General features: G+C 71.9%; 17 protein-coding genes and 1 pseudogene. 8 read left to right on the forward strand and 10 right to left on the reverse strand.

Annotation, left to right across the window (positions count from 1 at the left end; genetic code table 11):
- Positions 1-193 precede the first annotated feature (193 nt).
- From AC067M_RS33685 to AC067M_RS33710, 6 genes are all read right to left on the reverse strand, one after another.
- A complete protein-coding gene (locus AC067M_RS33685; RefSeq protein ID WP_478700819.1) occupies positions 194-3076 on the reverse strand; it encodes a glycoside hydrolase family 2 TIM barrel-domain containing protein in 2883 nt (960 codons plus the stop codon).
- 12 nt (positions 3077-3088) lie between these two features.
- The gene (locus AC067M_RS33690; RefSeq protein ID WP_478700820.1) at positions 3089-3976 is read right to left on the reverse strand and encodes a carbohydrate ABC transporter permease; all 888 of its coding nucleotides are present in this window, start codon (positions 3974-3976) and stop codon (positions 3089-3091) included.
- On the reverse strand, positions 3973-4938 hold the full coding sequence (locus tag AC067M_RS33695) for a carbohydrate ABC transporter permease (RefSeq protein ID WP_478700821.1): 966 nt from the start codon (positions 4936-4938) through the stop codon (positions 3973-3975). The genes AC067M_RS33690 and AC067M_RS33695 overlap by 4 nt, the downstream gene beginning before the upstream one ends.
- 21 nt (positions 4939-4959) lie before the next feature.
- Entirely contained in the window at positions 4960-6216 is a 1257-nt protein-coding gene (locus tag AC067M_RS33700) for an ABC transporter substrate-binding protein (RefSeq protein WP_478700822.1), read from the reverse strand.
- A gap of 388 nt (positions 6217-6604) precedes the next feature.
- The gene (locus AC067M_RS33705) at positions 6605-7849 is read right to left on the reverse strand and encodes an ROK family transcriptional regulator (protein WP_478700823.1); all 1245 of its coding nucleotides are present in this window, start codon (positions 7847-7849) and stop codon (positions 6605-6607) included.
- Positions 7850-8004: 155 nt separating this feature from the next.
- Positions 8005-9249 (reverse strand): D-arabinono-1,4-lactone oxidase, encoded by a 1245-nt coding sequence (locus AC067M_RS33710; protein ID WP_478700824.1) that lies wholly within the window; start codon positions 9247-9249, stop codon positions 8005-8007.
- A gap of 166 nt (positions 9250-9415) precedes the next feature.
- On the opposite strand from AC067M_RS33710, the gene AC067M_RS33715 reads away from it, so the two are divergent.
- From AC067M_RS33715 to AC067M_RS33730, 4 genes are all read left to right on the forward strand, one after another.
- A complete protein-coding gene (locus AC067M_RS33715) occupies positions 9416-10735 on the forward strand; it encodes a radical SAM protein (protein ID WP_478700825.1) in 1320 nt (439 codons plus the stop codon).
- Between the two features lie 209 nt (positions 10736-10944).
- Complete coding sequence (locus AC067M_RS33720; protein WP_478700826.1) at positions 10945-12468, forward strand: cellulose binding domain-containing protein; 1524 nt, start codon at positions 10945-10947, stop codon at positions 12466-12468.
- Positions 12469-12736: 268 nt separating this feature from the next.
- Positions 12737-13828: a ribosome small subunit-dependent GTPase A gene (rsgA, locus tag AC067M_RS33725; protein WP_478700827.1), complete on the forward strand. Its 1092-nt coding sequence runs from the start codon at positions 12737-12739 to the stop codon at positions 13826-13828.
- 250 nt (positions 13829-14078) lie between these two features.
- Entirely contained in the window at positions 14079-15551 is a 1473-nt protein-coding gene (locus AC067M_RS33730; RefSeq protein ID WP_478700828.1) for a DNA-3-methyladenine glycosylase 2 family protein, read from the forward strand.
- Here the strand turns inward: AC067M_RS33730 and AC067M_RS33735 are convergent.
- Both AC067M_RS33735 and AC067M_RS33740 read right to left on the reverse strand, forming a co-directional pair.
- A complete protein-coding gene (locus tag AC067M_RS33735; protein WP_478700829.1) occupies positions 15499-15981 on the reverse strand; it encodes a DUF456 domain-containing protein in 483 nt (160 codons plus the stop codon). The genes AC067M_RS33730 and AC067M_RS33735 overlap by 53 nt on opposite strands.
- A gap of 138 nt (positions 15982-16119) precedes the next feature.
- Positions 16120-16797 (reverse strand): annotated as a pseudogene (locus AC067M_RS33740) (helix-turn-helix transcriptional regulator); the annotation flags it as partial.
- 964 nt (positions 16798-17761) lie between these two features.
- On the opposite strand from AC067M_RS33740, the gene AC067M_RS33745 reads away from it, so the two are divergent.
- On the forward strand, positions 17762-18913 hold the full coding sequence (locus AC067M_RS33745) for a protein phosphatase 2C domain-containing protein (RefSeq protein ID WP_478700830.1): 1152 nt from the start codon (positions 17762-17764) through the stop codon (positions 18911-18913).
- A 229-nt stretch (positions 18914-19142) separates the two neighbouring features.
- On the opposite strand, the gene AC067M_RS33750 is transcribed toward AC067M_RS33745, so the two are convergent.
- A complete protein-coding gene (locus AC067M_RS33750) occupies positions 19143-20519 on the reverse strand; it encodes a helix-turn-helix domain-containing protein (RefSeq protein WP_478700831.1) in 1377 nt (458 codons plus the stop codon).
- Between the two features lie 254 nt (positions 20520-20773).
- Here AC067M_RS33750 and AC067M_RS33755 point away from each other — a divergent pair, with 254 nt between their 5' ends.
- From AC067M_RS33755 to AC067M_RS33765, 3 genes are all read left to right on the forward strand, one after another.
- The gene (locus tag AC067M_RS33755) at positions 20774-21394 is read left to right on the forward strand and encodes a hypothetical protein (RefSeq protein ID WP_478700832.1); all 621 of its coding nucleotides are present in this window, start codon (positions 20774-20776) and stop codon (positions 21392-21394) included.
- Positions 21395-21524: 130 nt separating this feature from the next.
- Positions 21525-21992 (forward strand): hypothetical protein, encoded by a 468-nt coding sequence (locus tag AC067M_RS33760; RefSeq protein WP_478700833.1) that lies wholly within the window; start codon positions 21525-21527, stop codon positions 21990-21992.
- A gap of 502 nt (positions 21993-22494) precedes the next feature.
- Positions 22495-22917 carry an ATP-binding protein gene (locus AC067M_RS33765; RefSeq protein ID WP_478700934.1) on the forward strand — a complete coding sequence of 141 codons (423 nt, stop codon included), beginning with the start codon at positions 22495-22497 and terminating at the stop codon, positions 22915-22917.
- Positions 22918-22992: 75 nt separating this feature from the next.
- On the opposite strand, the gene AC067M_RS33770 is transcribed toward AC067M_RS33765, so the two are convergent.
- A complete protein-coding gene (locus AC067M_RS33770) occupies positions 22993-24036 on the reverse strand; it encodes a DUF2637 domain-containing protein (RefSeq protein ID WP_478700834.1) in 1044 nt (347 codons plus the stop codon).
- Between the last annotated feature and the right edge of the window lie 28 nt (positions 24037-24064).

The raw sequence follows: 24064 nt of genomic DNA on the forward strand, positions 1-24064 counted from the left end.
CGGGGGACAAGAGCCACACACAAAACACCAAAGAGCGCCACCCCCCCCCCCCCCCCCCCCCCCCACTCCCCCCCCCCCCCCCCCTGTCCCCCCCCCCCCCCCCCCCCCCCCCCCACCCCCCCCACCACCCCCCCCCCCCCCCCCCCCCCCCCCCCCCCCCCCCCCCCCGCGGACGTGCTCAGGACCGTGTCCGTCAACGGGCCTCCGAGGGGGTCTCCGCATCGATCGCGGAGAACACGAACGAGAACTCCGCGGGCTCGGCGCGCAGGTAGTACTGCGGCAGCGGGCCCGGGCCGCACGACTGGGAGCCGATGCCGTGCTGGCCGTGGTCGAGGTTGACCCACACCGTCTCGCCGGCCGCGAGGTCACTGCGGTGCTGCGCCGCGTCCAGCTGCTCGGTCGTCCAGCGGCGCGCGCTGAAGAAGAACTCCGGGTCGCCCTCGATCCTCAGGCCGCCGACCTCCACCCAGCGGACGTCGGCGCGGGCGCCGTTCTCCTGCGGGCGCACGTACGGCGTCTGGAGGCCGTCGACGGTCGACTCCCAACGGCCCAGCTGGGCCGCCTGCCTGGTGTCGGGGTAGGCCTCGCCGGGGCCGCCGCCGAACCAGCGCACCCGGTCGGCCGCGGGAAGGCCGAGCCGGACGCCGAGCCGCGGCAGAGGCACCGTCCAGTCGCCGTCGGGCGCCACGGACACCGTCAGCTTCAGCCGGGTGCCGTCCGAGGTCCAGCGATAGGTCGTCGCCAGACCGAACTCCCAGGCGGCGGGTGCCACCCGGGTCCGCACGATCAGCGCGTCGTCGGCGAGCTCGACCGCGCCGATGCGGTGACGCATGCGGTGCAGACCGAACTTGCGCCACAGCTCGCCGTAGCGGATGTCGGTCTGCCAGGCCGCGCCGTCGTCGTTGTCGGTGGTCGCCCGCCACACGTCCAGGCGAGGGGCGCTCACCTCGACCCCGCCGATGCTCCTGAGCGCGCCCGTGCGGGCGTCGAAGGAGGCCGGGCCGAGGGTGATCACGCCGTCGCCGGGGACGGGCCCGTCGGTCGCCGGGACCGCCGGCAGCGGTCGCGCGGCCACCGCGAACTGGCCCCAGGCCACCGGGTGGTCCTTCGCCGCCCACGCGGTGTCCTGAGCGAGCACGGCCCGCACCGTCCAGTACGCCTCGCCACCCCGCGGGTTCGCGGGCGGCTCGGGCAGCTTCACGTCGACCGACTCGCCGGCCGCGAGCGCCGGCACGGACAGGCTGCCCGCCTCGACGGTCTCGCCGTCCACCTGGTACGACCACTCGAAGGCCAGCGCGGACAGGTCGGCGAAGTCCTGCTTGTTGCGGACCCGTACCGTGCCGTCGGAGCCGTCGCCCTCGAAGGCGACCGGCTCGATCACCTTCTTGAACTCGACCAGGCCGGGGGAGGGGGTGCGGTCCGGGAACAGCAGCCCGTCGCAGACGAAGTTGCCGTCGTGCAGCTCCTCGCCGAAGTCGCCGCCGTAGGCGAATCCCAGCTCGGGGTGCTTGATGCCGTGGTCGATCCACTCCCAGACGAAGGCGCCCTGGAGCCGGTCGTACGTCTCGAACAGCCGCTGGTAGTCGGCGAGGCCGCCGGGGCCGTTGCCCATGGCGTGCGCGTACTCGCAGAGGATGAAGGGGAGCTCGCGCCGCTTGTGGGTGCCGCCGTCCAGCTCCTTGCCGATCTGCTCGACCTCGGCGTGGCTCGCGTACATCCGCGAGTACATGTCCGTGTCACGGCAGTCGATGTCGCCCTCGTAGTGCACGAGCCGCGAGGCGTCCCGGCCGTGGATCCACTCGGCCATCGCGGTCAGACCGCGGCCGGTGCCGGCCTCGTTGCCCAGGGACCAGATGACGACCGACGGGTGGTTCTTGTCCCGCTCGACCATGCGGGCGGCGCGGTCGAGGAGGGCCGGGGTCCAGCGGTCGTCGTCGACGGGGTTGTCCCGCCAGGCCTGCTCGGTGAAACCGTGGGTCTCCAGGTCGCACTCGTCGATCACCCACAGGCCGTACTCGTCGCACAGGTCGAGGAAGGCCGGGTGCGGCGGGTAGTGCGAGGTGCGCACGGCGTTGACGTTGTGCCGCTTCATCAGCAGCACGTCCGCGCGCATGGTCTCCAGGTCGAGGGCGCGGCCCTTCTCGGGGTGCCACTCGTGCCGGTTGACGCCCTTGAACAGGACCGCCTTGCCGTTGACCTTGATCAGGCCGTCCTCCAGGACGACCGTACGGAAGCCGATCCTCAGCGGCACGCGCTCGCCCTCGGTGGTGAGGACGCCGTCGTAGAGGCGGGGCGTCTCCGCGGTCCACGGCTGGACGGCGACCGTCACCGGTTCGCCGGTCACCACCTCGATGCCCAGCTCCGGCACGGTGACCCGGCCGTCCACGTCGGAGTCGACGCGCAGGGTGCCCTCGCCGGTGACGTGGTCGTAGGAGGCGTGCACGAAGAAGTCGAGGGCGCTGCCCGCCGGGCGGTGCAGCAAAGTGACGTCACGGAAGATGCCGGGCAGCCACCACTGGTCCTGGTCCTCCAGGTACGAGCCCGCCGACCACTGGTGGACACGCACGGCGAGCACGTTGCCGCTGGGCTTCAGCAGGTGCCCGACCGCGAACTCGTGCGGCAGCCGGGATCCCTTGAACTCACCGATGTCCGTGCCGTTCAGCCACACCCGGGCGCAGGACTCCACACCGTCGAAGCGCAGTACCGCACCACCCTCGGCCGGCCACTCCTCCGGCAGGTCGAAGACGCGCAGGTGGTCTCCGGTCGGGTTCTCGGTCGGCACGTGGGGCGGGTCGACCGGGAAGGGGTAGAGGTGGTTGGTGTAGATCGGCGCGCCGTGCCCCTGGAGGACCCAGTGGCCGGGGACGGTGACCTCCGCCCACTGCGCGGCGTCGAAGCCGGGCTCGGCGAACGAGTCGTCCTCGGCATCGGCCGTGGCCGACAGGCGGAACAGCCAACTACCGTTCAGCGAAAGGGACTTCGCGTCTGACGTGGCATACCAGGAGCGGGGCGGAAGGGCCCCGCTGCCGGGCGAGACGTCCTCTACGTAGTCGGTGGCCGGGGTGCGGAAAGACATCGGTCTCCTAGGTCAGCCCTTGATGCCGGTCTGGGCGATTCCCTGCACCAGCCAGCGCTGGAGGAAGAGGAACACGAACAACAGGGGCAGGATGGAAATGGTGGTCGCCATGAAGATCAGGTGGAAGTTGACGGTCTGGTTCGTCATGTACGACGACAGTGCGACCTGGACCGTCCAGGCGCTGGGGTCCTGGCCGATGACCAGCGGCCACAGGAAGGCGTTCCAGCCGTTGATGAACGTGATGGTGGCGATCGCCGCGAAGAAGTTCAGCGAGTTGGGCACCACGATGCGCCAGTACGCGCCCCAGTAGCCCAGTCCGTCGACGCGCGCCGCCTCCTCCAGCTCCTTGGGGAAGCCCAGGAAGTACTGCCGGAACAGGAAACAGGTGAAACCACTGAACAGGCCCGGAATGATCAGACCGCGGTAGGAGTCCACCCAGCCGAGGGACGAGACCAGGACGAAGCTGGGGACGAAGGTCACGGCGGCCGGGACCATCAGGGTCACCAGGACGGCGTAGAAGATCTTGTTGGCGTGCTTGTAGGGGATGCGGGCGAGGCCGTAGCCGGCCAGCGAGCAGACGAACAGGATGCCGACCGTGTGCAGTACGCCGACGACCAGTGAGTTCCACATCGAACGGGCGAAGTCGACGGTGGGGTCGTCGAACGGCTCCGTGATGTTGCCCCACTGGATGTCCGTGGGGAAGAACTTCCAGTTCTCGCCGGTGATCTCGGGGTCGGTGGACAGGGAGTTGCGGATCAGCAGGTAGAAGGGGATCAAGAAGAGCAGCGCGGCGACACCGGTGGCGATGTAGAGGCCGGTGGAGCTCATCACTGAGCCGCGGCGTGGCCGGCCGGCGACCGGGGGCGCTGCGTCCTTCACCTCGGGTACGGTCGTGGTCACTTGGACTCCTCACCCCTTCCGAAGCCCATGATCTTGCCCTGGAGGAGGGTCACGATGCAGATCAACAGGGTGAGGATCACGGCACCGGCGCTGCCCCGGCCGTAGTCCTGCTCCTGTCCGAGGGCGATGTAGTACAGCTCGACGAGGGGCGGCCGGCCCCAGGTGGTGCGTGCCAGCAGGTTGAAGAACTCGTCGAAGGCCTGGTAGGCGGCGACGAGCAGCAGGAGGATCACGGCCGTCGAGGTGGCCCGCAGCTGAGGCAGCGTGATGTGACGGAAGGTCTGCCACCCCGGCTTGGCGCCGTCGATGGCGGCGGCCTCGTACAGCTCCTGCGGGATGTTCTGCAGCGCGGCCAGGAAAAGGATCATGAAGAAGCCGGACTGCAGCCACAGGCGTGCGGTGACGATGACCAGCCAGTACCACGGCGGGTCCGGGTTGGCGAGCCAGGCGATGTTCTCCACGCCGAACAGGTCGAGCACGGTGTTCGCCAGGCCGAAGCGCACACCGTTGAAGATGGACATCTTCCACACCAGCGAGGCGGCGACGTAGGAGACCGCGGTCGGCAGGAAGAACACCGACCGGAAGAAGGCGCGCATGAAGCGCAGCCGGTTCACCAGCAGCGCCAGGCCCAGCGACATCGCCCATGTGGTGGGCACGATGATCGCGGCGAAGAGGGTGAAGGTGACGAGCGACCCCATGAAGTCGTCGTTGCCGAACATCTCCGCGTAGTTGGCGAAGCCGACGAACTCGCTCGGCGTGACGGTGAACCGGGCCTCGAAGAAGCTGAGGTAGATGCTCCAGACGATGGGGATGTAGACGAAGAACAGCAGACCCGCGAGGAACGGGCCGGTGAAGAGCCAGAAGTTGAAGGTGCGGCTGCCCCGCAGCCCCCGCCGCGGCTTGGCCTTGGGGGCCGTCGCCGGGGTGGGGTGCTCGAGGTCGAGCTTGGTGGTCGTCGACATGACGTGATCCGTCCGGGGGGTCTATCCGAAGAGCTTCTTGAGCTCGGCGTTGACCTTCTTGTCGCACTGGTCGAGCGCGGCCTCAGGGTTGCCGCCCTTGCGGACGACGTTGGCGAAGACGTCCTCCGTGGCAGTGATCATCGCCTGCGTCCAGCCGATCCTGTCGAACTTGCCGTACTCGTTGAACAGCTTGACGCCCTCGGCCGACAGACCCGACTTGAGCTTCTCGGCGGACTTGGCGATCGAGGTGCGCGGCGGGATGTGGAAGCCGTAGGACAGGGCCCAGTCCTCCTGGTACTCCTTCTGGTCGATCCACAGCCACTTGACGTACTCCTTGGCCGCGTCGACGTTCTCGCTCTTGGCGTTGACGAACATCGACCAGCCGCCGTTGTAGACGGCCGGCTTGCCGGCGTCGCCGATCTTCGGGAACGGCATGATGCCGAGGTCGTCGCCGAGAGCCTGCTGGAACGCCGGCATGGCCCACATGCCGCACCACTGGATGGCGGTGAGACCCTGGTTGAGCGCGGACGGGTCCCAGAAGTCGGCCGGGGCGTCCAGCAGCAGGTCGCCGCTGGTGAAGAGCTTGCGCATCGACTTCAGGCCCTCGACGAAGCCGTCCGTGTGGTAGGCGATCTGGTTCTTGTCGTCGAGGGTGTCGGCGCCGGCCGCGTAGATCAGCGGCTGGATGACCGCGTGCAGGTCGTTGCCGAGGAACAGGCCCTTGACCTTGTTGGTGGTGAGCTTGGCGGCGGCCTCGATCAGCTCGTCCATCGTCGTCGGCGGCTTGACGCCCGCCTTCTCCAGCATCGACTTGCGGTAGAAGAAGAACTGCGGGTCGTCGATCATGCGGACGCCGTATATCTTGCCGTCCACTGTGTGCGACTCGATGTCCGCCTGGTTGAAGTCGTCCTTGACCGGCTCGATGATGTCGGTCAGGTCGGCCACCTGACCGCTCTTGATGAGCTGGATCTGAGGGTGGAACTCGAAGAGGTCGGGCGCCTGCTTGGTGAGCAGGGCGGCGAAGAGCTTGCTCTCGAAGTTGGAGCCGGTGATCCACTGCGTGGTCACGTCGGCCTTGTCGTAGGCCTTCGCGTACTTCTTGATGGCCTGCTCGGTACCCGCCTCGCCGTACGCGTGGAAGTACTGCGTCAGGTTGACGCCCGACCCCGACCCCCCACCGCGCCCGTTGTTGCCGCCGCAGGCGGCGAGCGTGCCGGCGGCGGCCATGCCCGCGGCGGCCCGGAAGAGGGACCGGCGGGACCAGTTGTTGTTGCTCATTGCCGACATGGTGACGTCCTTGTCTCGAGTACGGCTGCGGCTCCACGGCACTGCGGCCGTTGGCTCAAAAAGCGTTGCGGTGCGGGACGTTAACCTTCGGCTAAGGCTTCGGCAAGGGGTTGGACGAAGCCTGCGCGAAACGTTGTGTCCGGTTCGGTATGACGAACACGGGGTTCGTCAGGGGGCGGTGCGGGGGATGAGGGCCGCCGGGTCAGGGGGCCGGCGGCCCTCGGTCAGGGGGCCTCTGCGCGGGGGGAGGCCTCGGCGGCCGTGGGGGTGGTCGCCGAGGCGGTTGGGGCGGAGGTCAGGGGCCCGTGACGGTCGGCGCGGCTGCGGCTGTCGCGAGGACGGGGCTTTCCGTGCGCGTCAACGTGTGTCCCTTCCGTCGTCATGAGGCTGGTGCGGTACGGCTCCTCGCGGGGGTGGTGCGTTTCGCGGACCTCTGCCCGACGGACTGCAGCGAGCCCTCCAGCGCGAACGTGGCCGCGCCGAGGCACACCGGGTCGGTGGGGATCGGGGAGAGGACGATCTCGGTGGCGGCCAGCGGCCGTCTCAGCGCGTGCCGGGCGACGGCCTCGCGCACGTCGTTCAGCAGGGGTTCACCCAGGCGGCCGGCGACCCAGCTGCTGAGCACGACCACCTCGGGATTGAGCAGGTTCACCAGGTCGGAGATGCCGGCGCCGAGGTAGCGGGCGGTGTCACGGACCACCTTGACCGCCACCGGGTCGTGCGCGGCGACCCCACGGGCCAGGGCGTCGATGGTGGCCGTCTGGTCCTCGGGGTGCAGCAGCGGGCTCTGGGGGCTGAGCTCCCGCAGGTTCAGCATGATCCCGGGCGCTCCGACGTACGTCTCCACACAGCCGTGGTTGCCGCAGTGGCACAGGCGCCCGTCCAGCACGAGCGTGGTGTGGCCCCACTCACCGGCGCTGTTGCTGACGCCCCGGTGCAGCCCGCTGCCCAGGACGAGCCCGGCGCCCACTCCGGTGCCGAGGTTGACCACCACCGCGTCGCCGTGTCCGCGCGCGGCCCCGAACCACAGCTCGGCGACGGCGCAGGCGCGCAGCGGGTTGTCCAGGTAGAGGGGGTAGGCGATGTGCTCGGAGAGCAGGTCGAGCAGCGGCACGTCGTGCCAGTCCCAGTTGGGGGCGTACTCCGCGATGCCGGTGGTGCGGTCGACCTGGCCCGGCACGCTCACGCCGACGCCGAGGACACGGGCCGCCTCGACCCCGGCCTGCGCGACCACCGAGCCGACGGCGGCGGCGACGTGGCCGACGACCTGCTCCGGGCGGCTCTCGCCGGGCCGCATGTCCTCCTCGGCCCGGGCCAGCACGTTCAGCCCCAGGTCGAACAGCTCCACATGGACGTACGTCTCCGCGATGTCGACGCCGATCAACGCGCCCCCCGACGCGTTGACGGCCACGAGGCCCCGGGGGCGGCCGCCCGCCGAGTCCTCGAACCCGACCTCCGTGATCATGCGCAGGTCGAGCAGCTCGCCGACGAGGGTGGCGACCGTGGCGAGGCTGAGGCCGGTGGCGGCCGCCAGCTCCTGCCGCGACGTGGGGGACGTGGCGATTATCTGGCGCAGCACCTCATAGCGGTTCGCGGTGCGGATGTCGCGTGATGTGCGCTTCACCGGAGTTGCCCCATCCCTTCCATTCCCATGACGGGTCCGGCCGGGGCTTACGGCGGCACCGGCGCGCGGCCAGGCTATGGCGCTGCCGGACTTTCGACAAGGGGTTAGGAAAGGGGCTTTATAAAGTCGTCCTCGCTGGCTCGCCCAGGCTTCTGTCAGTGGCCGAGGATGTCCGCGACGAACGCGTTGGTGAACTTACCGGCAGGATCCAGCTCCCGCGCCAGCGCACCGAAGTCGACGAGCCGCGGATAGCGCCGCCGCAGGACCTCGGCGGGCACGGTGAACACCTTCCCCCAGTGCGGCCGTGCCTCGAAGGCGTCCAGCGCCTCCTCCAGTCGCCGCACCACGGGCAGCACCGTCGCGGTGTCCTCCACCCAGGTGAAGTGCAGTGCCACGGTGTCCCGCCCGTAGGAGGGGCTGAGCCACTGCTGGTCGGCGGCGACCGTGCGGACCTCGCAGGTCTGCAGTACGGGGGCGACCGTCTCCCGGATGCCGTCGATCGCTTGCAGCGCGTCGACGGCGTACCGGCGCGGCAGCAGGTACTCCGACTGCAGCTCGGCGCCGCTGCTCGGGGTGAACTCCGCCCGGAAGTGCGGCAGCCGCTCGTGCCACGGCCCCGGCACCCCGAACTGCTCCGTGCAGTTGACCGCGGGCATCCCCGGCACCGGGTGCAGCGCCTCGGCCGCGGGCGCGGCCCAGGGGAAGGCGGGCAGGGGCTGGTCGGTGCGCCGCTTCAGCCACACCTGCCGGAAGCCTGGCGCACGCCAGTCGGTGAACAGGCTCACGCTGTACGCCGCCGCCGCCACGGTCTCGAAGTCCAGCCCGTCCAGGGGAAGTTCGGTGAACAGGTGCTGCTCGACCTCGAAGGCCGGCTCCAGGTCCAGGGTGAGCGCGGATACGACCCCGAGGGCGCCCAGGGAGGTCACGGCACCGCCGAAACGCGTATCGCCCCGGCCGACGGTGACCGTCGAACCGTCCGCCGTGACGAACTCCACCTCGCGCACGGCGGACGCGAGCGGGCCGTTGCCGACGCCCGACCCGTGTGTGCCGGTCGCCACCGAACCGGCCACCGAGATGTGCGGAAGCGACGCCATGTTGGGCAGGGCGAGACCGTGCCCGTGGACTCGCCGGGCCAGCTCCGCGTACCGGACGCCGCCGCCCACCCGTACCGTACGGGCCGCCGTGTCGACGTCGACCTCGGCCGGCAGGGCGTCCAGCGACAGCAGCACCCCCTCTGGGCCCGGCTCGGCGATCTCGTTGAACGAGTGTCCGCTGCCCAGCACCCGCACCCGCCCGCTCTCCGCGACGAGCGGGCGCAGCGCGTCGAGGGAGCGCGGCCGCAGCAGTTCCTTGGCCGCGAACGTGATGTTGCCCGCCCAGTTCGTCACGGTCTCGGCCATGCGGTCGCCTCCAGGGGCATAGGGTTCCGGCTCTTCCTGCCGGAACCTATCCCGCCGGCGGCAGGGCTCTCACGGGCGCGTCCGCCATGCGGGCCCCGCCCGCGCCCCCGCACACGCGGGGGCATACCGTGAGGAGTCGTACGTCTGACGCCAGGAGGAGAGACGGATGGGCAGCCGCACCGAGCTGGTCGAGGATCTGATGGAGCGCTTTCCGCACGTACCGCGGGAAGCCGTCTTCAAGGAGGACCTGCTGCGCGGCGGTGTCGCCTTCGACGCGTCGGCCCTCAGTGACAACGAGAGCGGCGAGGTGAAGCCGAAGTCGTACTTCATCTTCTCCTTCGACCACGGCACCCTGCCCGAACTCGGCGAGGCCGCCCTCAGGCGCCCGCCGGAGGAGATCATCCTCACCGGCGGCCCCTACGACCTGCGGCGCACCGTCGTCTCCGTGCGGGTCAACCCGTCCTCGCCCTACCGCGTGGCCGCCGACCAGGACGGCATGCTCGGGCTGTACCTCGACGGGAAGCGGATCTCCGACGTCGGCGTGCCGCCCATGCCGGAGTACTACCGGCACACCCTCTCCAACGGAAAGTCCGTCATGGAGGTGGCCCCCACCATCCAGTGGGGCTACCTGATCTACCTGACCGTCTTCCGGGTCTGCCAGTACTTCGGCGCCAAGGAGGAGTGCCAGTACTGCGACATCAACCACAACTGGCGCCAGCACAAGGCGGCCGGGCGCCCGTACACCGGAGTGAAGGACGTCGAAGAGGTGCTGGAGGCCCTCGAGATCATCGACCGCTACGACACCGCCAAGGCCTCCACCGCCTACACCCTCACCGGCGGCGCCATCACCAAGACGGTCGCCGGGCGGGACGAGGCCGACTTCTACGGGCACTACGCCAAGGCCATCGAGGAGCGCTTCCCCGGCCGCTGGATCGGCAAGGTCGTCGCCCAGGCGCTGCCGCGCGACGACGTGCAGCGGTTCAAGGACTACGGCGTGCAGATCTACCACCCCAACTACGAGGTGTGGGACCGCCGCCTGTTCGAGCTGTACTGCCCCGGCAAGGAGCGCTACGTCGGCCGCGACGAGTGGCACAAGCGCATCCTCGACTCCGCCGAGATCTTCGGCGCCCGCAACGTCATCCCCAACTTCGTGGCGGGTGTGGAGATGGCCGAGCCGTTCGGCTTCACCACGGTCGACGAGGCGATCGCGTCGACGACCGAGGGCCTGCGCTTCTTCATGTCGCACGGCATCACACCCCGCTTCACCACCTGGTGCCCCGAGCCCACGACCCCGCTCGGCAAGGCCAACCCGCAGGGCGCCCCGCTGGAGTACCACATCCGCCTCCTGGAGGCCTATCGGGCCACCATGGACGACTTCGGCCTGTCCTCCCCGCCCGGCTACGGCCCGCCCGGCCCCGGCCGCGCCGTCTTCTCCGTCAGCTCCTTCATGGACAGCCTCCCGGCACAGGAGCCGGTCGAGGTGTAGTCCGCCACGACCCACAGGGCACGGGAGGGTGTCGGGTCCGGGCCGACGGTCGTACACTCCGACCGCCGGCCGTTTCGGCGACCGCGGGATTCGAATACTCCGCTTGTCAGTTGTGTCGGAGACGTGAAAGGCTCTGGCCCGGCCGCGAGGTTCCCCCCAACTCCATTGCGATGTGGCGAGTTGACCTCGCTTGTGGATGCAGGAGACTCATGCCCGACCTGCCGACCCCTCAGGACGCCACCGAGGCCTCGCTGTTCTCCGAGTGCTGGGACGCCGTCCTCTCCTACGCGGACCTCTGCACCTCCGGCTCGAGTGCTGCCCAGCAGCTGGCCCGCGAGGCGTTCGCGCTGGGCATCCGCGAGGCCCGCGAGGCCGAGGCCGGGACGCGAAGGAGCGCCGGCCGCCGCTCTCCCGTCCTGCCCCGCATCCCCCTGCTGCTGACCGCCGTACGCACCACGGCGGCCACCTGGGAGAGCGAGGGCCACGGGCACAAGCTCGACCCCGACCTGCGTCTGTGGCTCAACTCCGACAAGGCCGCCCGCTACATCGGCCCGCCCCTGAGCCGCCCCATCGCCCTGCGCGGCCTGCGCGACATGCAGGAGCCCGACGCGGCCCTGCTCTGGCTGGCCGAGGTGGAGGCGCTGCCGCTGTCCGGGGTGGCCCGCCGACTCGGCATCGACCCGGCCGTCGCGGCCGACGAACTCGAACAGGTGCGCGGCCTGTTCCGGGGCCGCTGCCACCGCAACCACCTCGACACCCCGCTCGACGCGGAGTGCCGCGGCTACGTCCGCCTGCTCGACGCGGTGACCCGCTCGCCCGGCGCGGACATCCCCGAGGACCTCTCCCGGCACCTCGCCACCTGCGTGGAGTGCGCGGAGGCCGCCGCCTGCCTGCGACTGCACGGCGGCGGCCTGCCCGCCGCCCTCGCCGGCGGGGTCATCGGCTGGGGCGGCCTCGCCTACCTGGAGCGCCGCCGCAGGGCCGCCGAGGTGCGCCTGGGCGGCCGCCCCGACGGGCCGGACCCGGAGGGCGAGGCGAGCCATGCCGCGGCGACCAAGGCGCGGGTCGCGCGCAACGGACTCCTCGTCGCCGCCGTCCTGGTGTCCCTGCTGGCCCTGGCCGTGTCGATGATGCCCTTCGGCAGCACCGGCGACGACGTGGCGGGCGGCACCGACGCCGACCGGCAGCCAGTCGCCGACCCGGGCCCCTCGCTGTCCCTGGCCAAGACGCCCCCGTCGGCGACCACGTCTCCCTCTCCCTCCCCCTCCCCGAGCCCCAGCCGCACGCCGAGCGGCGGCGCCTCGACCAAGGCCGACGACAAGCACTCCGAGCCGGAGCCCCAGGGCACCTCGTCCGCCACCGCCCACGGCGAGGACACCCCCGCGGCCCCCGCACCCACGGAGCACGAGCCGGCGCCGGTGACCTGCCGGGTGGCGTACGACCTCGTCAACGAGTGGCCCGACGGCTTCCAGGCCACCGTCACCGTCACCACCACCGAGCCACTCGACTCCTGGCGCCTCGCCTGGTCCTTCCGCGACGGCCAGAAGGTCAGCCAGATGTGGGACGCGAGCTCCTCCCAGAACGGCTCCCGCGTCACCGCCACCGCCGCCGACTACAACAAGACGGTCCCCGCCGACGGCTCCGTCTCCCTCGGCTTCCTCGCGTCGTGGCACGGCAAGAACTCGGCACCGGTCGACTTCGCGTTGAACGGCCGGTCCTGCGGGGCCTCTTGAGGCGCACAAGGTGAATCCCACAAGCGCTTAAATGCGTTGACCCACCACCGTGGGGTCCGGATAGAGTTGCGACGACTTCGACAGCGGCCTCGCGCCGCCGTCGCCGCACGAGTGAGTACCAGGAGGTGTCGACCGATGGCTGTCACTGAGATGGGCGCTGCCCGCATCCAGGAGTTCATCAAGTCCACCTCCGTGGCCACCGGCTGACCTCACTCCTTCGCGCGCACCACAGCGCGCTCGCCGGGGCCGCCCTTGTGAAGGGTCACCCTTGACTTCCACCTCTGCTTTCTCCGCGTTGGCCGCCTACGGCTGGGACCAGGACTGGGCCGACGCGTTCACCCCGCACGACGCCGAGGGGCTGCTGCCCGGGCGCGTGGTACGGGTCGACCGCGGGCAGTGCGACGTGGTCACCGCCGATGGGACCGTGCGGGCCGACACCGCGTTCGTCACGCCGCACGACCCGCTGCGGGTCGTCTGCACCGGCGACTGGGTCGCCCTCGAACCCTCCGGGAACCCCCGCTACGTACGGACGTATCTGCCGCGCCGTACCGCCTTCGTGCGCTCCACCTCCTCCAAGCGGTCCGAGGGGCAGATCCTCGCGGCCAACGTCGACCACGCGATCGTCGCCGTGTCGCTGGCCGTCGAACTCGACCTCGCCCGCATCGAACGGTTCCTGGCACTCGCCTGGGAGTCCGGGGCACAGCCCGTGGTCGCGCTCACCAAGGCCGACCTGGTCCCGGACGCGGTCACCCTCGCCCACCTCGTCCAGGACGTGGAGACCAGCGCGCCCGGGGTCGCGGTGCTGGCCGTCAGCGCGGCGGCCGGGGAGGGGCTCGACGTCCTGGCCGCCGTGGTCGCGGGCGGAACGTCCGTGCTGCTCGGGCAGTCCGGAGCGGGCAAGTCGACGCTCGCCAACGCGCTGGTCGGCGAGGACGTGATGGACGTACAGGCCGCCCGAGACGTCGACGGCAAGGGACGCCACACGACCACCACCCGCAACCTGCTCGAGCTGCCCGGCGGCGGCGTGCTGATCGACACCCCCGGGCTGCGCGGTGTCGGACTGTGGGACGCCGAGACCGGCGTCGGCCAGGTCTTCTCGGAGATCGAGGAACTGGCCGCCCGGTGCCGCTTCCACGACTGCGCCCACGAGAGCGAGCCCGGCTGCGCGGTGCTCGCCGCCATCGACACCGGCGAACTGCCCGAACGACGGCTGGACAGCTACCGCAAGCTCATGCGGGAGAACCAGCGCATCGTCGCGAAGACGGACGCGCGGGTGCGGGCGGAGATCCGACGGGACTGGAAGCGGAAGGGGGCGCAGGGCAAGGCGGCGATGGAGGCGAAGCGGGGGCGTTGGCGGTAGGGGGTCGTCAGCGGGGGCGGGGTGGGTGCGCTCACCGGCGCGGGCCGGGTGCGCTCACCGGCGCGGGCCGGGTGCCGCTGCGCCCACACCCTCCCTCCCGCTCGGCTTCGCTCGAGCGGGAGGGACCCCCATCGCCCCAGCGGCACGACAGCTCGCAGCAACGTGCGTACGGGCCGTACGGCCCGTACGGGGCAGCGTCGTGTCCGATTTCCGCGAGACCCGTCCACTCCGCTCGCCCAGACTGGAGGGCATGACGGACGAAGACAGCAGGTACGAAGCCGTGCGGAGCCGGGATGCCCGGTTCGACGGGGAGTTCTTCTTCGCTGTCGCGACGACCGGGATCTACTGTCGGCCCAGCTGCCCGGCGGTGACGCCGAAGCGGTGCAACGTGCGGTTCTTCGCGACGGCCGCCGCCGCGCAGGGCTCGGGGTTCCGGGCCTGCCGGCGGTGCCGTCCGGATGCCGCGCCCGGCTCCGCGGAGTGGAACGTGCGCGCCGACGTCGTCGGGCGGGCCATGCGGCTCATCGGGGACGGCGTCGTCGACCGGGAGGGCGTCGCCGGGCTCGCCGTGCGGCTGGGGTACAGCGCCCGGCAGGTGCAGCGGCAGCTCACCGCCGAGCTGGGCGCTGGGCCCGTCGCCCTCGCCCGGGCACAGCGGGCGCACACCGCTCGGGTCCTGCTGCAGACGACGGACCTGCAGGTCACGGAGATCGCCTTCGCGTCCGGGTTCGCCAGCGTGCGGCAGTTCAACGACACGATCCGGGCGGTGTACGCCGTGACGCCGAGCGCGCTGCGAGCCGCCGCGCCCCGGGACGGCCGCAGGGTCCGCCGTGCGGCCACACCGACCGCCGGGATCCCGCTGCGGCTCGCCCACCGGGGCCCGTACCACACCGCCGCCGTCTTCGACCTGCTCCAGCGGGAGGCCGTCACCGGCGTCGAGGAGGTGAGCGGGGCGCCGGGGGACCGCACCTACCGCCGTACGCTCCGACTGCCGTACGGCACCGGCATCGTCGCCGTCGACGAGCGCCCGGGCACGGCGAAGGAGGGGCTCGCCGCCCACCCCGGCGGCTGGCTCGACGCCCGGCTGCACCTCACCGATCCACGGGACCTCACCACCGCCGTGCAGCGGCTGCGGCGGCTGTTCGACCTCGACGCCGACCCGTACGCCGTCGACGAGCGGCTCGGCGCCGACCCACACCTCGCCCCGCTGGTCGCCGCACGGCCCGGGCTGCGGTCACCGGGCGCCGCCGACCCGGAGGAAGTGGCCGTACGGGCGCTGGTGGGGGCCGAAGAGGCCGCACGGCTGGTGTACGCCTACGGCAAGGTACTCGACGCCCCCTGCGGCACCCTCACCCATGTCTTCCCCGAGCCGGCCGCACTCGCCGAGGCCGACCCGCACGGCCCCCTCGGCACACTCGCCGCCGCCCTCGCCGACGGCACCGTACGGCTGGACGCGGGCGCCGACCGGGACGCCGCGCAGGAGGCGCTGTGCGCGCTGCCTGGCCTGGACGCCCACACCGTCGCCGTAGTCCGTGCCCGCGCGCTCGGCGACCCCGACGTAGCCCCACCGGACGTGGACGCCCCTGACAGCTGGCGCCCCTGGCGCACGTACGCCCTGCACCATCTGCGCGCGGCGGGGGAGGCGCGCTGGACGGCCGGGGGCGACCCGTTCACCCCCACAGCACCGCCGCCAGCCACGCCGCCGCGATCAGCTGGCAGGTGAACAGCTCCGCCAGAATGCTCCAGCCGCCCGAGCGCATCACCGTGCGCAGGGCCGCACGTGCCGCGCCGGGGCGGCCCAGGCGCAGCCACTCGGCCAGGTAGATGCCGCCCACGAAGCCGGGGATCGCGCCCAGCACCGGGATCAGGAAGAAGCCGAGGAGCGAGCCGGCTCCGGCGTACACCGCCGTCCGCCGGGGGATGTCGCCCGGGCGCAGCCGTCGGGGCGGCAGGGTCCAGCGGGCCACCTGGGAGAGGAGCAGGGCGACGGTGGCCCCCACCAGGACACCCCAGGCGACCGGCTGGGGATCCTTCAACGCCCACCACAGGACCGCGGACCACACCAGCCAGGAGCCCGGCACGCCGGGCACCAGCACTCCGCACAGGCCGAGCAGGATGACCAGACCGACCAGCAGGAGTTCCCACACTCCCATCTGTTCAGCGTGCCCGAGGGCGAGAGACCTCGCAGGTCAAGCACGGTGACCCCCGGGCCTGGGGCGTGTTGCGCCCAGGGCCTCTCGTTCGGATCATGCCGGGGCTCGCGGGGTCCGGCCTGATCCGAACGAAAGACCCTAGCGCCCGCGCGTCACCCACCCTCGCTCGTACGCGTGCCAGCCCAGTTGCAGCCGTGTCGTCACCCCGGCCAGCTCCATCAGCCGCTTCACCCGGCGCTGTACGGTCCGCAGGCCGAGGTCGAGCTGCTTGGCGACGCTCGCGTCGGTGAGGCCGGCGAGGAGCAGGGAGAGGATGTCCAGGTCGGTGGGGTCGGGGGCCTGGTCCTCCATGTCGGCCGCCGCGGGCCGCAGGGGCTGGGCGTCCTGCCACACGGACTCGAAGAGCGCCGACAGCGGCTCCAGCAGTCCACCTGCGTGCACCACGAGCGCGGCGCTCTGCGCGCCGACGCCGACGAGCGGCACCAGCGCGAGCGCCCGGTCGGCGATCACCATCGGCGTCGGCACCCTGTCCACGACCCGCACCTGTGCGTCCCGCCCCGGCGCCCCGTCCAGCGACGTGATGCCGTGCGGTCGCCCCCGTACCGCCCGTTCGATCACCACCCGGTGCCGGACCCGGCAGCCGGCCGTCCCGTCCTCCGTCACGCCGGACGCGACGACCGAACCGTCCGCGACCAGCGTGCACACCTCCTCGCTCGCCGCGAGTCGGAGCTGCCGGAGGCGCCGCGTGATCGCGTCCGTGCCGGTCACCACCTCGACCAGGCCGGGCACGGCAGGCTCGGCGGCCGTGGCCCGGTGGGCCGGCTCGTGCGTGTCGTACAGACCTGTCACTCCCTGCATCGGCTGTGACGTCCCTCCCCGGCGAACGACCGCGCGGACGCCGTCCGTGACGGAAACCGGCCACGGCGTGAGCCGCCTCGGCACATCATCGCCGTACCACCGGTCACTCTGACAAGGCATCTCCCCAGGGGGAACCACGTGATCGTCAGTCACAGCGGATTATCAGGAAAGCGGTGCGCACCGGCCGGCTCACCCGAGGGCTCTCCTCCGCTCACCCTTCGCATCACCGTTCGATGCGCCGAGGCGCGCCGGATTTTCTCGATGCCCCGTTTTCATCCGGCCCGTGCGGTGGACAATTGGGGGCATGAGCCAGCAGGGGGGAAGGCCCACCGGTCATGAGGACGACTGGTGGGGGCAGCTGTACGACGACTCCGTAGAGGACACGGGCCCCACGGCCGGGGCCGACTCGCTGGACGACCGTTTCGCCTCCGCGGCGGGGACGCTGGCCGTCGAGGGGCGAGGCGCGGACGACACGGGCCCCCCTGGCGGCCGGTCCGCCGCGGACGTCCCACCGCGGCCCTCGCAACCACCGCCACCGCCACCGCCACCGCCGCACGCGGAACCCCGGGTCCCCGCGCCACGGTCCCGGACCACCGCCGAGACCGGCCCCGCGCCGAGCGCCGGAACGTCCCCGCGCCGACGCGCCCCCTGGGAACCCCCACCCGACCCACCCCCGGGCCCCGCGACCTTCCCACCCGGCCCCCTGCCCCCGGGCTTCGACGAGCGAACACCCCACGACCTCACACCGACCGCACCCGAAGGCCCTACGCCGACGCAACCGCCGCCCCCCGTCGCCGTGCCCACCCAGCCGGGCGGCCGTACGCCGACGGATACGCCACCCGGACCCGCAGCCGACCCACCCGACGGTCGCGCGCCGAACAGGGCCCCGCGCGCCCCCGCCCCGACCGGTGATCGCACGCCCATGGGGGCACCCCCCGCAGCCGCAGCCGCAGCCGCCGACGCCACCGCCCGCGCCTCCCTGATCCCAGAACGCCCCGCGTTCCCCCCGGGAGCCGCCGACCCGGACGGCCGCCCGACAGCGCCACCACCCGCCCCGCCGACCGGCGCCCGCACCGACACCGCCCTCGATCTCCCCATTCCTGCCCCGTCCTCCAAGGACTACGTAGGCTCCGGCCCGCCCACCTACGACGCCGAGCCCACCGCGCTGCCGCCCGCCGACCCCGACGACCTGGACGACCTGGTCCCGGACACCGTCCTCGACGGCGCCCGTTACGGCACCAGCACGCTGCGGGCCGTCTCGGTACGCGGGGACTCCGCCCGGTACCGGGGAGAGCCGCGCCGTGACTCCCTGCTCACCGCCCGGTTCGGCAGCGGCGAACACGCGCTGATCCTGGTCGCGATGGCGACCGGAGCCCGTGCCACCGCCGGCGCGCACCGGGCGGCCGCCGAGGTCTGCCAGTGGATCGGGCGGGCCGTGGGACGCAGCCACGCACGGCTCGCCGAGGACATCCGGGCCGGCCGGCGCGGCGACCTGAAGTCGGGGCTGCACCGACTGACCGACCGCAGCCTCGGCAAACTCCGGGCGAGCGCCGTCGAGCAGGGCGTCGAACCGGAGGAGTACGCGGCCACCCTGCGCTGCCTCCTGCTGCCCGTCGACCCCGACTGCCGTACGCGCGTCTTCTTCGGTGTCGGCCCGGGCGGACTGTTCCGCCTCAGGGACGGAGAGTGGCAGGACATAGAGCCCCGGGGGACCGACGCCACCGGCGAGCCCGTGGTCGGCTTCGGCTCACTGCCCTCCGAGACCCCCGAGGGCGACCGGCTCACCATGGACCTGGGCATCACCACACCCTCCGGCCCCTACGAGGAGGACCCCGGCCCGCCCCGCGAGCCCTTCCGCTTCCGTGCCTCCGTCGCCCGCCCGGGCGACACCCTGCTGATGTGCACCGCCGGCCTGGCCGACCCGCTGCGCGGCGAGCCGGAGCTGTCCGCGCACCTCACCCGGCGATGGGCGGGGCCCAACGCACCGGGCCTGGCCACGTTCCTCGCCGACGTCGGGGTGCGGGTCAAGGGGTACGCGGACGACCGTACGGCCGCGGCCGTTTGGGAGGCGTGACGGCGTTCCCAGGCTCTCCAAGCATGCTCCAGAGGGCCCGCTCCAACCTCCGTAACGTGCCGCGTCCCCAGGGCCTCTCGTTTGGATCATGCCGGGCTCGCGGGGTCCGGCACCGCGCCTGGCCGCGTTGTCGTCGGTTGGCAGGGCTCCGCCCTGCCGCCCTCCTCGGCCTTGCGATGCACGGCACCGGACCCCGCTCCCTGATCCGGCCTGATCCAAACGAAAGACCCTAGCCGTCGTAGGCCACCCAGGCGCGCTCGCCGGCGCCGTTCATGCCGTACCAATAGCGGGGCAGTCCCTCGATGCCGCTCGTGCGGAACGGGCGGCCGTGGTCGTCGATGCGGACGGTGCCGGTGCGGCCCTGGGAGGACCAGTCGAGCTCCAGGTACCAGCGGCAGTCGCAGGCTTGCGTCCGGGCGGTGACCAGCAGCACCTCGGGGTCCTCGGAGGAGACGCGGTACGGCAGTTGCACCGCTGGGATCGGCGTGCCCTCGTCGCTGCCGGCGACGGAGCGGGCGATGGGGCGGTCGGCGTCCAGGTTCACGGCGAAGTAGCGGGGGCTGATCGAGCCGCCGCAACCCTGGTCCATGGCGTAGGAGTTGCCCGGCGCGGGCTGCGCGCGCCCGACGACCCGGACCCGGAGCGCCTCCAGGACGACGGCCGTCGAGCTGCGCCCCTGCACCGAGATCCGTACGTTCGTGTCCCGGCCGTGCACCGCGGCCTGCGTGGCCGCCCAGGTTCCGGCGTCCTGCGCGGCGGGGGGCGGCGGGACCTGGGCGGGTGGCTTGTCGATGACGTAGTCGTGGCCGCACCCGAGCTGCCACACCTGGGAGTCGACGGCCCACGCGAGCGGAACGGCCGCCGGTGCTTTTTCACCTGCGGTGGGGCCGGAGCTGGGGGTGGGTGAGGTGAGTGGCTTCTTTCGGGTGCCGGGTGTGGGGGTGGGGCTCGTGGAGGCGGTGGCGGAGGGGGACGAGCTCGGGCTGGGTTCGGCCGAGCGGTGGCGCGGTGAGCCCGCGGGGGTGGGCGGTGCGCTGGACGCGCCGGGCGGCCGCGCGGTGTCGGACGTGGAGGGGCGGTCTGACGGCAGGGCGGACAGACTGCCCAGCGTGGCGAGTAACGCACAGGCGACAGCCGCACTGACGACGACCTGCCGTCTGCGGTACCAAGGGCGCGCGGTCGGCGTGGGCCGATGGCCGGTCGCCGGTTCCAAGTCTCCTGTCGGCTCCGCCGGCTCCTCTGGCGTCACCAGGTCGGCCGGCTCGACCGGGCCGTCCGGGGCTTGCGCAGCAGGGAGTCCCAAACCCGCGCCTGCGCCCCGGGTCCGTTGCCGTGCCGCCACCGCCAACAGCCACCGGCGGTGCAGTTCCAGGCGTTCCTCCGGCGACGCCCCGCAGAACACGGCCAGTCGTTCGACGGGGGCGAAGTCCTGGGGTACGGCCTCTCCGGCGCAGTACCGGTGCAGCGTGGACGTGTTCATGCTGAGCCGGCGTGCGAGGGAACTGTAGCTGCGGTCCGTGCGCGCCTTCAGTTCCGTCAGCAGCGCCGCGAACTCCGCGACGTCGTCCCCGCTCGACACCGTTGTCCCGTGTCTCTCCGACACCATTCCCCCATGTCCCGTCGACACCGTTGCCCCGGTGTCCCCCCGACCCGGGACCGGCATCCCAGGCTCTCGTATATCTGCACGTCAGATGGGCTGGGATGGTTCCAGGCCGGCGGATCGGGCGAGGAGCGTTGCACCCGTCGGCCGTGACGGCTGATGCTTCTGGTGTCGCACCGACCAGGGCCGGACCGACCCACCGGCGTCGCGGCGACCTTCCACACCCACGCACTCACCGCACTCACTCACGGGGGACACCCATGCCCAAGCGCACCCGAGCAGGCGCGCTCACCGCACTCGCCGCCGCGGGCCTCGTCGTCGGAACCGCGCTCTCCGCACCTGCGGGGGCCGCCACACAGGCGCCCGGATTCCTCTCGGCCAAGGATCTCCCGCCGCACGCCACCTCGTCCTGGACCGCCGACCCGGTCACGGCCGGCGTACCGGAGGTGGTGGAGCTGGACACCTGCCTGAGCATGGCGCTCGGCGGTGGCCAGGACACCTGGTACCGCGAGTTCCGGACCGAACTCGAGACGAGCGCCCGTCAGGTCAGCGTCGAACTGTCGAACCTCAGCGCGGCGAAGGGCCGGTTCTCACGGCTGAACCAGGACATCAAGTCCTGCCCGGCCAGGGTCGAGGAGGCCGACCCGGAGATCGAGGTCACGCTCAAGGACTACGGCACGCTGCCCGTCGAGGAGGGCGCCCACGTCTACGGCCTGCACACCGAGACCTCCTGGGGCGCGACCGGCATCCGCCTCCTCTCGGTCGGCCGGGACGGCACGACCGTGACGGTCGTGGACTGGGGGCAGATGGGCGACTTCGCCGACGCTCCGGTGAAGGCGTTCAAGAAGACGACCACCACAGCCGTCAACAAGCTCCACTGACCGACGGCACACGAGAGCCGGACCGCCGCCCTCCCGCCACGGGGGTCGGGAGGGCGGCGGCTCCGCGCCCGCCCGACCACAACACCCAGCAGAAGCAGAACCAGGCCAGCAGAAACGGGGAACACCACACATGTACAGCAGGAACGCCACGCGTCGCGCCGCCCTCGCCTCCGGTCTCGCCCTGGCCCTCGGCGTCGGACTGTCGGCCCAGGCGTCCGCCGGCGCACCGCGCTCGGTGAGCGGCAAGCCGTCCGACTCGGTCACCCGCATCGCGGACTTCTACGGTGCCTACATCGACGCCAAGAGCGACCCGGACAACGGCGGCAGGCTGGCGGCGGAGCTGCGCAAGTACTACGTCCACGCCGCCTACCTGAAGGAGCTGACGGCCTGGGAGGAGAAGAACGGCGTCGACGGCGTCCTGCACGCCCAGAACGTGCCCGTCCAGTGGAAGGTCACCGACAACGGCACCGCCGACTACACCGAGGCAGGCATCACGCTGACCTGGGGTGACGGCTCCACGACCAAGCTGGTCGTCGACATGAGCCGCAGTCACCGGATCATCCACATCGGCACGAAGGGCATCGAAAGCTCGTCGTAACCCTCCGTCGGTCGCAACGAACGGATTCCGGCCAACTTCGCGGTGTGCGCGAGGCCCGTCGCACCGACGCGGCGGGCGCTCGCGGCCCCGGACCCCGGCCGTCGTGCCGGGGACGGTGTGCGGGCCGGGTACGTCCAGAACCCGGCCCACCAGTCGGAACCACCTGGCACACGCCACACGGAAAGGTTCAGCGGCACCCGTGGTCCGTACGGTGCGGCGGCTCTCTTCCGGTGGTCGGACGGCGGCGTGCAGAAAGGGCCCCACCTGTCCCGGGACCCGCCCGGACGCCTGCCGCACCTGCGGAGAGCGTCGCAGGAATGGCCGAACACCTGGTCGTTAACGATTGGACATGACTGGCCGCGTGCCCATCGGGCAAGGATCCCCGTGAACGTGTTCGAGCAGGAGGGGAACCGACATCGGCACGCGGGCGGGGGTCATGAAGAGGCAGGCACGAGGCAGCGGTTCCATGGCGATCGCGAACACCTCGGCGGGGACGGGGACGATGGAGGACGAGACCGAGGGCGCCGGGGATCAGGCGCAGACGCCTCAACTCAGGCGTGAACTGGGGCGGGCGGACCTGCGGGCGGTGCCCGAGGCACGCCGGGCACTGCGCGAGCTGCTGCGGCAGTGGGGGAAGCCCGGGCGGTCCGACATCGCGGAACTGCTCACCAGCGAGCTCGTCACCAACGCACTCCTCCACACCGACCATGCCGCGGTCCTCACGGCGACCGTCGGACCCCGTGGCCTCCATGTGGAGGTGCGGGACTTCGTGGGCCGCAGGCCCCGCGTGTGCGCGCCGATCGCCGACGACGGCACGAACGGCAGGGGCATGGTCCTGGTCGACTCCCTCGCCGACGCGTGGGGCGTACGCGCGCACGGGGTGGGCAAGGCGGTGTGGTTCGACCTGGACGCCGAGGCGGCGTGAAGCATGAGTCACCGGAGACGGGAAGGGGCGTGACCCCGCGGGTCACGCCCCTTCCCGATGTGCTCGTTCGCGCGGTCAGCCGAACTGCTGCTCCAGGTCCTTGAGCTTGCGCTCGAGGGAGTCGAGCCGCGGCAGGGCCATGGTGTCGTCCTCCGCGGTGAGGTCGACGGAGCGCGCCTCAGTGCCGTGGCGGACGGGCTGCAACGAGGGCCGGGTGCGTACGGGCAGCTCCTCCGCGCCGGATATGGCAGGCTCCGCGGAGGCCGGAGTGGAGGCCCGCTCCAGGGCGGCCGCCTCGACCTGGCGTCCGGAGCCGCGGCCGACGAAGCCGCGGTGGCCCCGGCTGATGGCCTTGAGCTGCGCGCGCTCGACCCGCTGCTGGCCACGCCGCCGCTGCCGGGTCTCCTCCTTCTGGCGCTTGTCCTCGCGGACCTCCTCGACCGCCTCGTCGAGGCTGCGGACACCCTCGAGGAGCATCAGCGACCAGGCGCCGTACGTCTCACGCGGCGCCCGCAGCCAGCGGACGATGCGGATCTGCGGCAGCGGCCTGGGCACCAGACCCTGCTCGCGCAGGGCGGCCCGGCGGGTCTGCTTCAGCGCGCGGTCGAAGAGCACGGCCGCGGAGAGCGACATGCCGGCGAAGAAGTGCGGGGCGCCGTCGTGGCCCGCCCCGCGGGGGGCGTGCACCCAGTTGAACCAGGCAGCGGCGAGCGCGAACGTCCACACCAGTATCCGGGAGCCGAGCGCCGCGTCACCGTGGCTGGCCTCGCGCACGGCGAGTACGGAGCAGAACATCGCCGCGCCGTCCAGGCCGAACGGCACCAGGTACTGCCAGCCGCCGGTGAGGCCGAGGTTCTGCTCGCCGAAGCCGACCAGGCCGTGGAAGGAGAGCGCGGCCGCGACCGCGGCACAGCAGAAGAGGAGGACGTAGGAGGCCGTGCCGTAGATGGCTTCCTTGCGCCTGCGGCGCTCCTCGCTGCGCTCCCACGAGTCGTCCGCGCTCGTGTCCTTCCCCGTGGTGCGCTTGCCGCGCGCGAGCACCGCTACCGCCGCCAGCATGCCCAGGAACAGTACGGCGCCGGGAAGCAGCCAGTTCAGCGATATGTCGGTCAGTCTCATCTGGGGTCCCTTGCATTGGGATAGGGCG

It is taken from the genome of Streptomyces sp. NPDC043427 (assembly GCF_056436655.1).

What these genes read in the sequence shown, in the direction of transcription:
- AC067M_RS33685 (WP_478700819.1), bottom strand. Translation starts at nt 3,076, where the DNA reads ATGTCTTTCCGCACCCCGGCCACCGACTACGTAGAGGACGTCTCGCCC.
- AC067M_RS33695 (WP_478700821.1), bottom strand. Translation starts at nt 4,938, where the DNA reads ATGTCGACGACCACCAAGCTCGACCTCGAGCACCCCACCCCGGCGACG.
- AC067M_RS33700 (WP_478700822.1), bottom strand. Translation starts at nt 6,216, where the DNA reads ATGAGCAACAACAACTGGTCCCGCCGGTCCCTCTTCCGGGCCGCCGCG.
- AC067M_RS33710 (WP_478700824.1), bottom strand. Translation starts at nt 9,249, where the DNA reads ATGGCCGAGACCGTGACGAACTGGGCGGGCAACATCACGTTCGCGGCC.
- AC067M_RS33715 (WP_478700825.1), top strand. Translation starts at nt 9,416, where the DNA reads ATGGGCAGCCGCACCGAGCTGGTCGAGGATCTGATGGAGCGCTTTCCG.
- AC067M_RS33720 (WP_478700826.1), top strand. Translation starts at nt 10,945, where the DNA reads ATGCCCGACCTGCCGACCCCTCAGGACGCCACCGAGGCCTCGCTGTTC.
- AC067M_RS33730 (WP_478700828.1), top strand. Translation starts at nt 14,079, where the DNA reads ATGACGGACGAAGACAGCAGGTACGAAGCCGTGCGGAGCCGGGATGCC.
- AC067M_RS33735 (WP_478700829.1), bottom strand. Translation starts at nt 15,981, where the DNA reads ATGGGAGTGTGGGAACTCCTGCTGGTCGGTCTGGTCATCCTGCTCGGC.
- AC067M_RS33745 (WP_478700830.1), top strand. Translation starts at nt 17,762, where the DNA reads ATGGGGGCACCCCCCGCAGCCGCAGCCGCAGCCGCCGACGCCACCGCC.
- AC067M_RS33750 (WP_478700831.1), bottom strand. Translation starts at nt 20,519, where the DNA reads ATGGTGTCGGAGAGACACGGGACAACGGTGTCGAGCGGGGACGACGTC.
- AC067M_RS33755 (WP_478700832.1), top strand. Translation starts at nt 20,774, where the DNA reads ATGCCCAAGCGCACCCGAGCAGGCGCGCTCACCGCACTCGCCGCCGCG.
- AC067M_RS33760 (WP_478700833.1), top strand. Translation starts at nt 21,525, where the DNA reads ATGTACAGCAGGAACGCCACGCGTCGCGCCGCCCTCGCCTCCGGTCTC.
- AC067M_RS33765 (WP_478700934.1), top strand. Translation starts at nt 22,495, where the DNA reads ATGGAGGACGAGACCGAGGGCGCCGGGGATCAGGCGCAGACGCCTCAA.
- AC067M_RS33770 (WP_478700834.1), bottom strand. Translation starts at nt 24,036, where the DNA reads ATGAGACTGACCGACATATCGCTGAACTGGCTGCTTCCCGGCGCCGTA.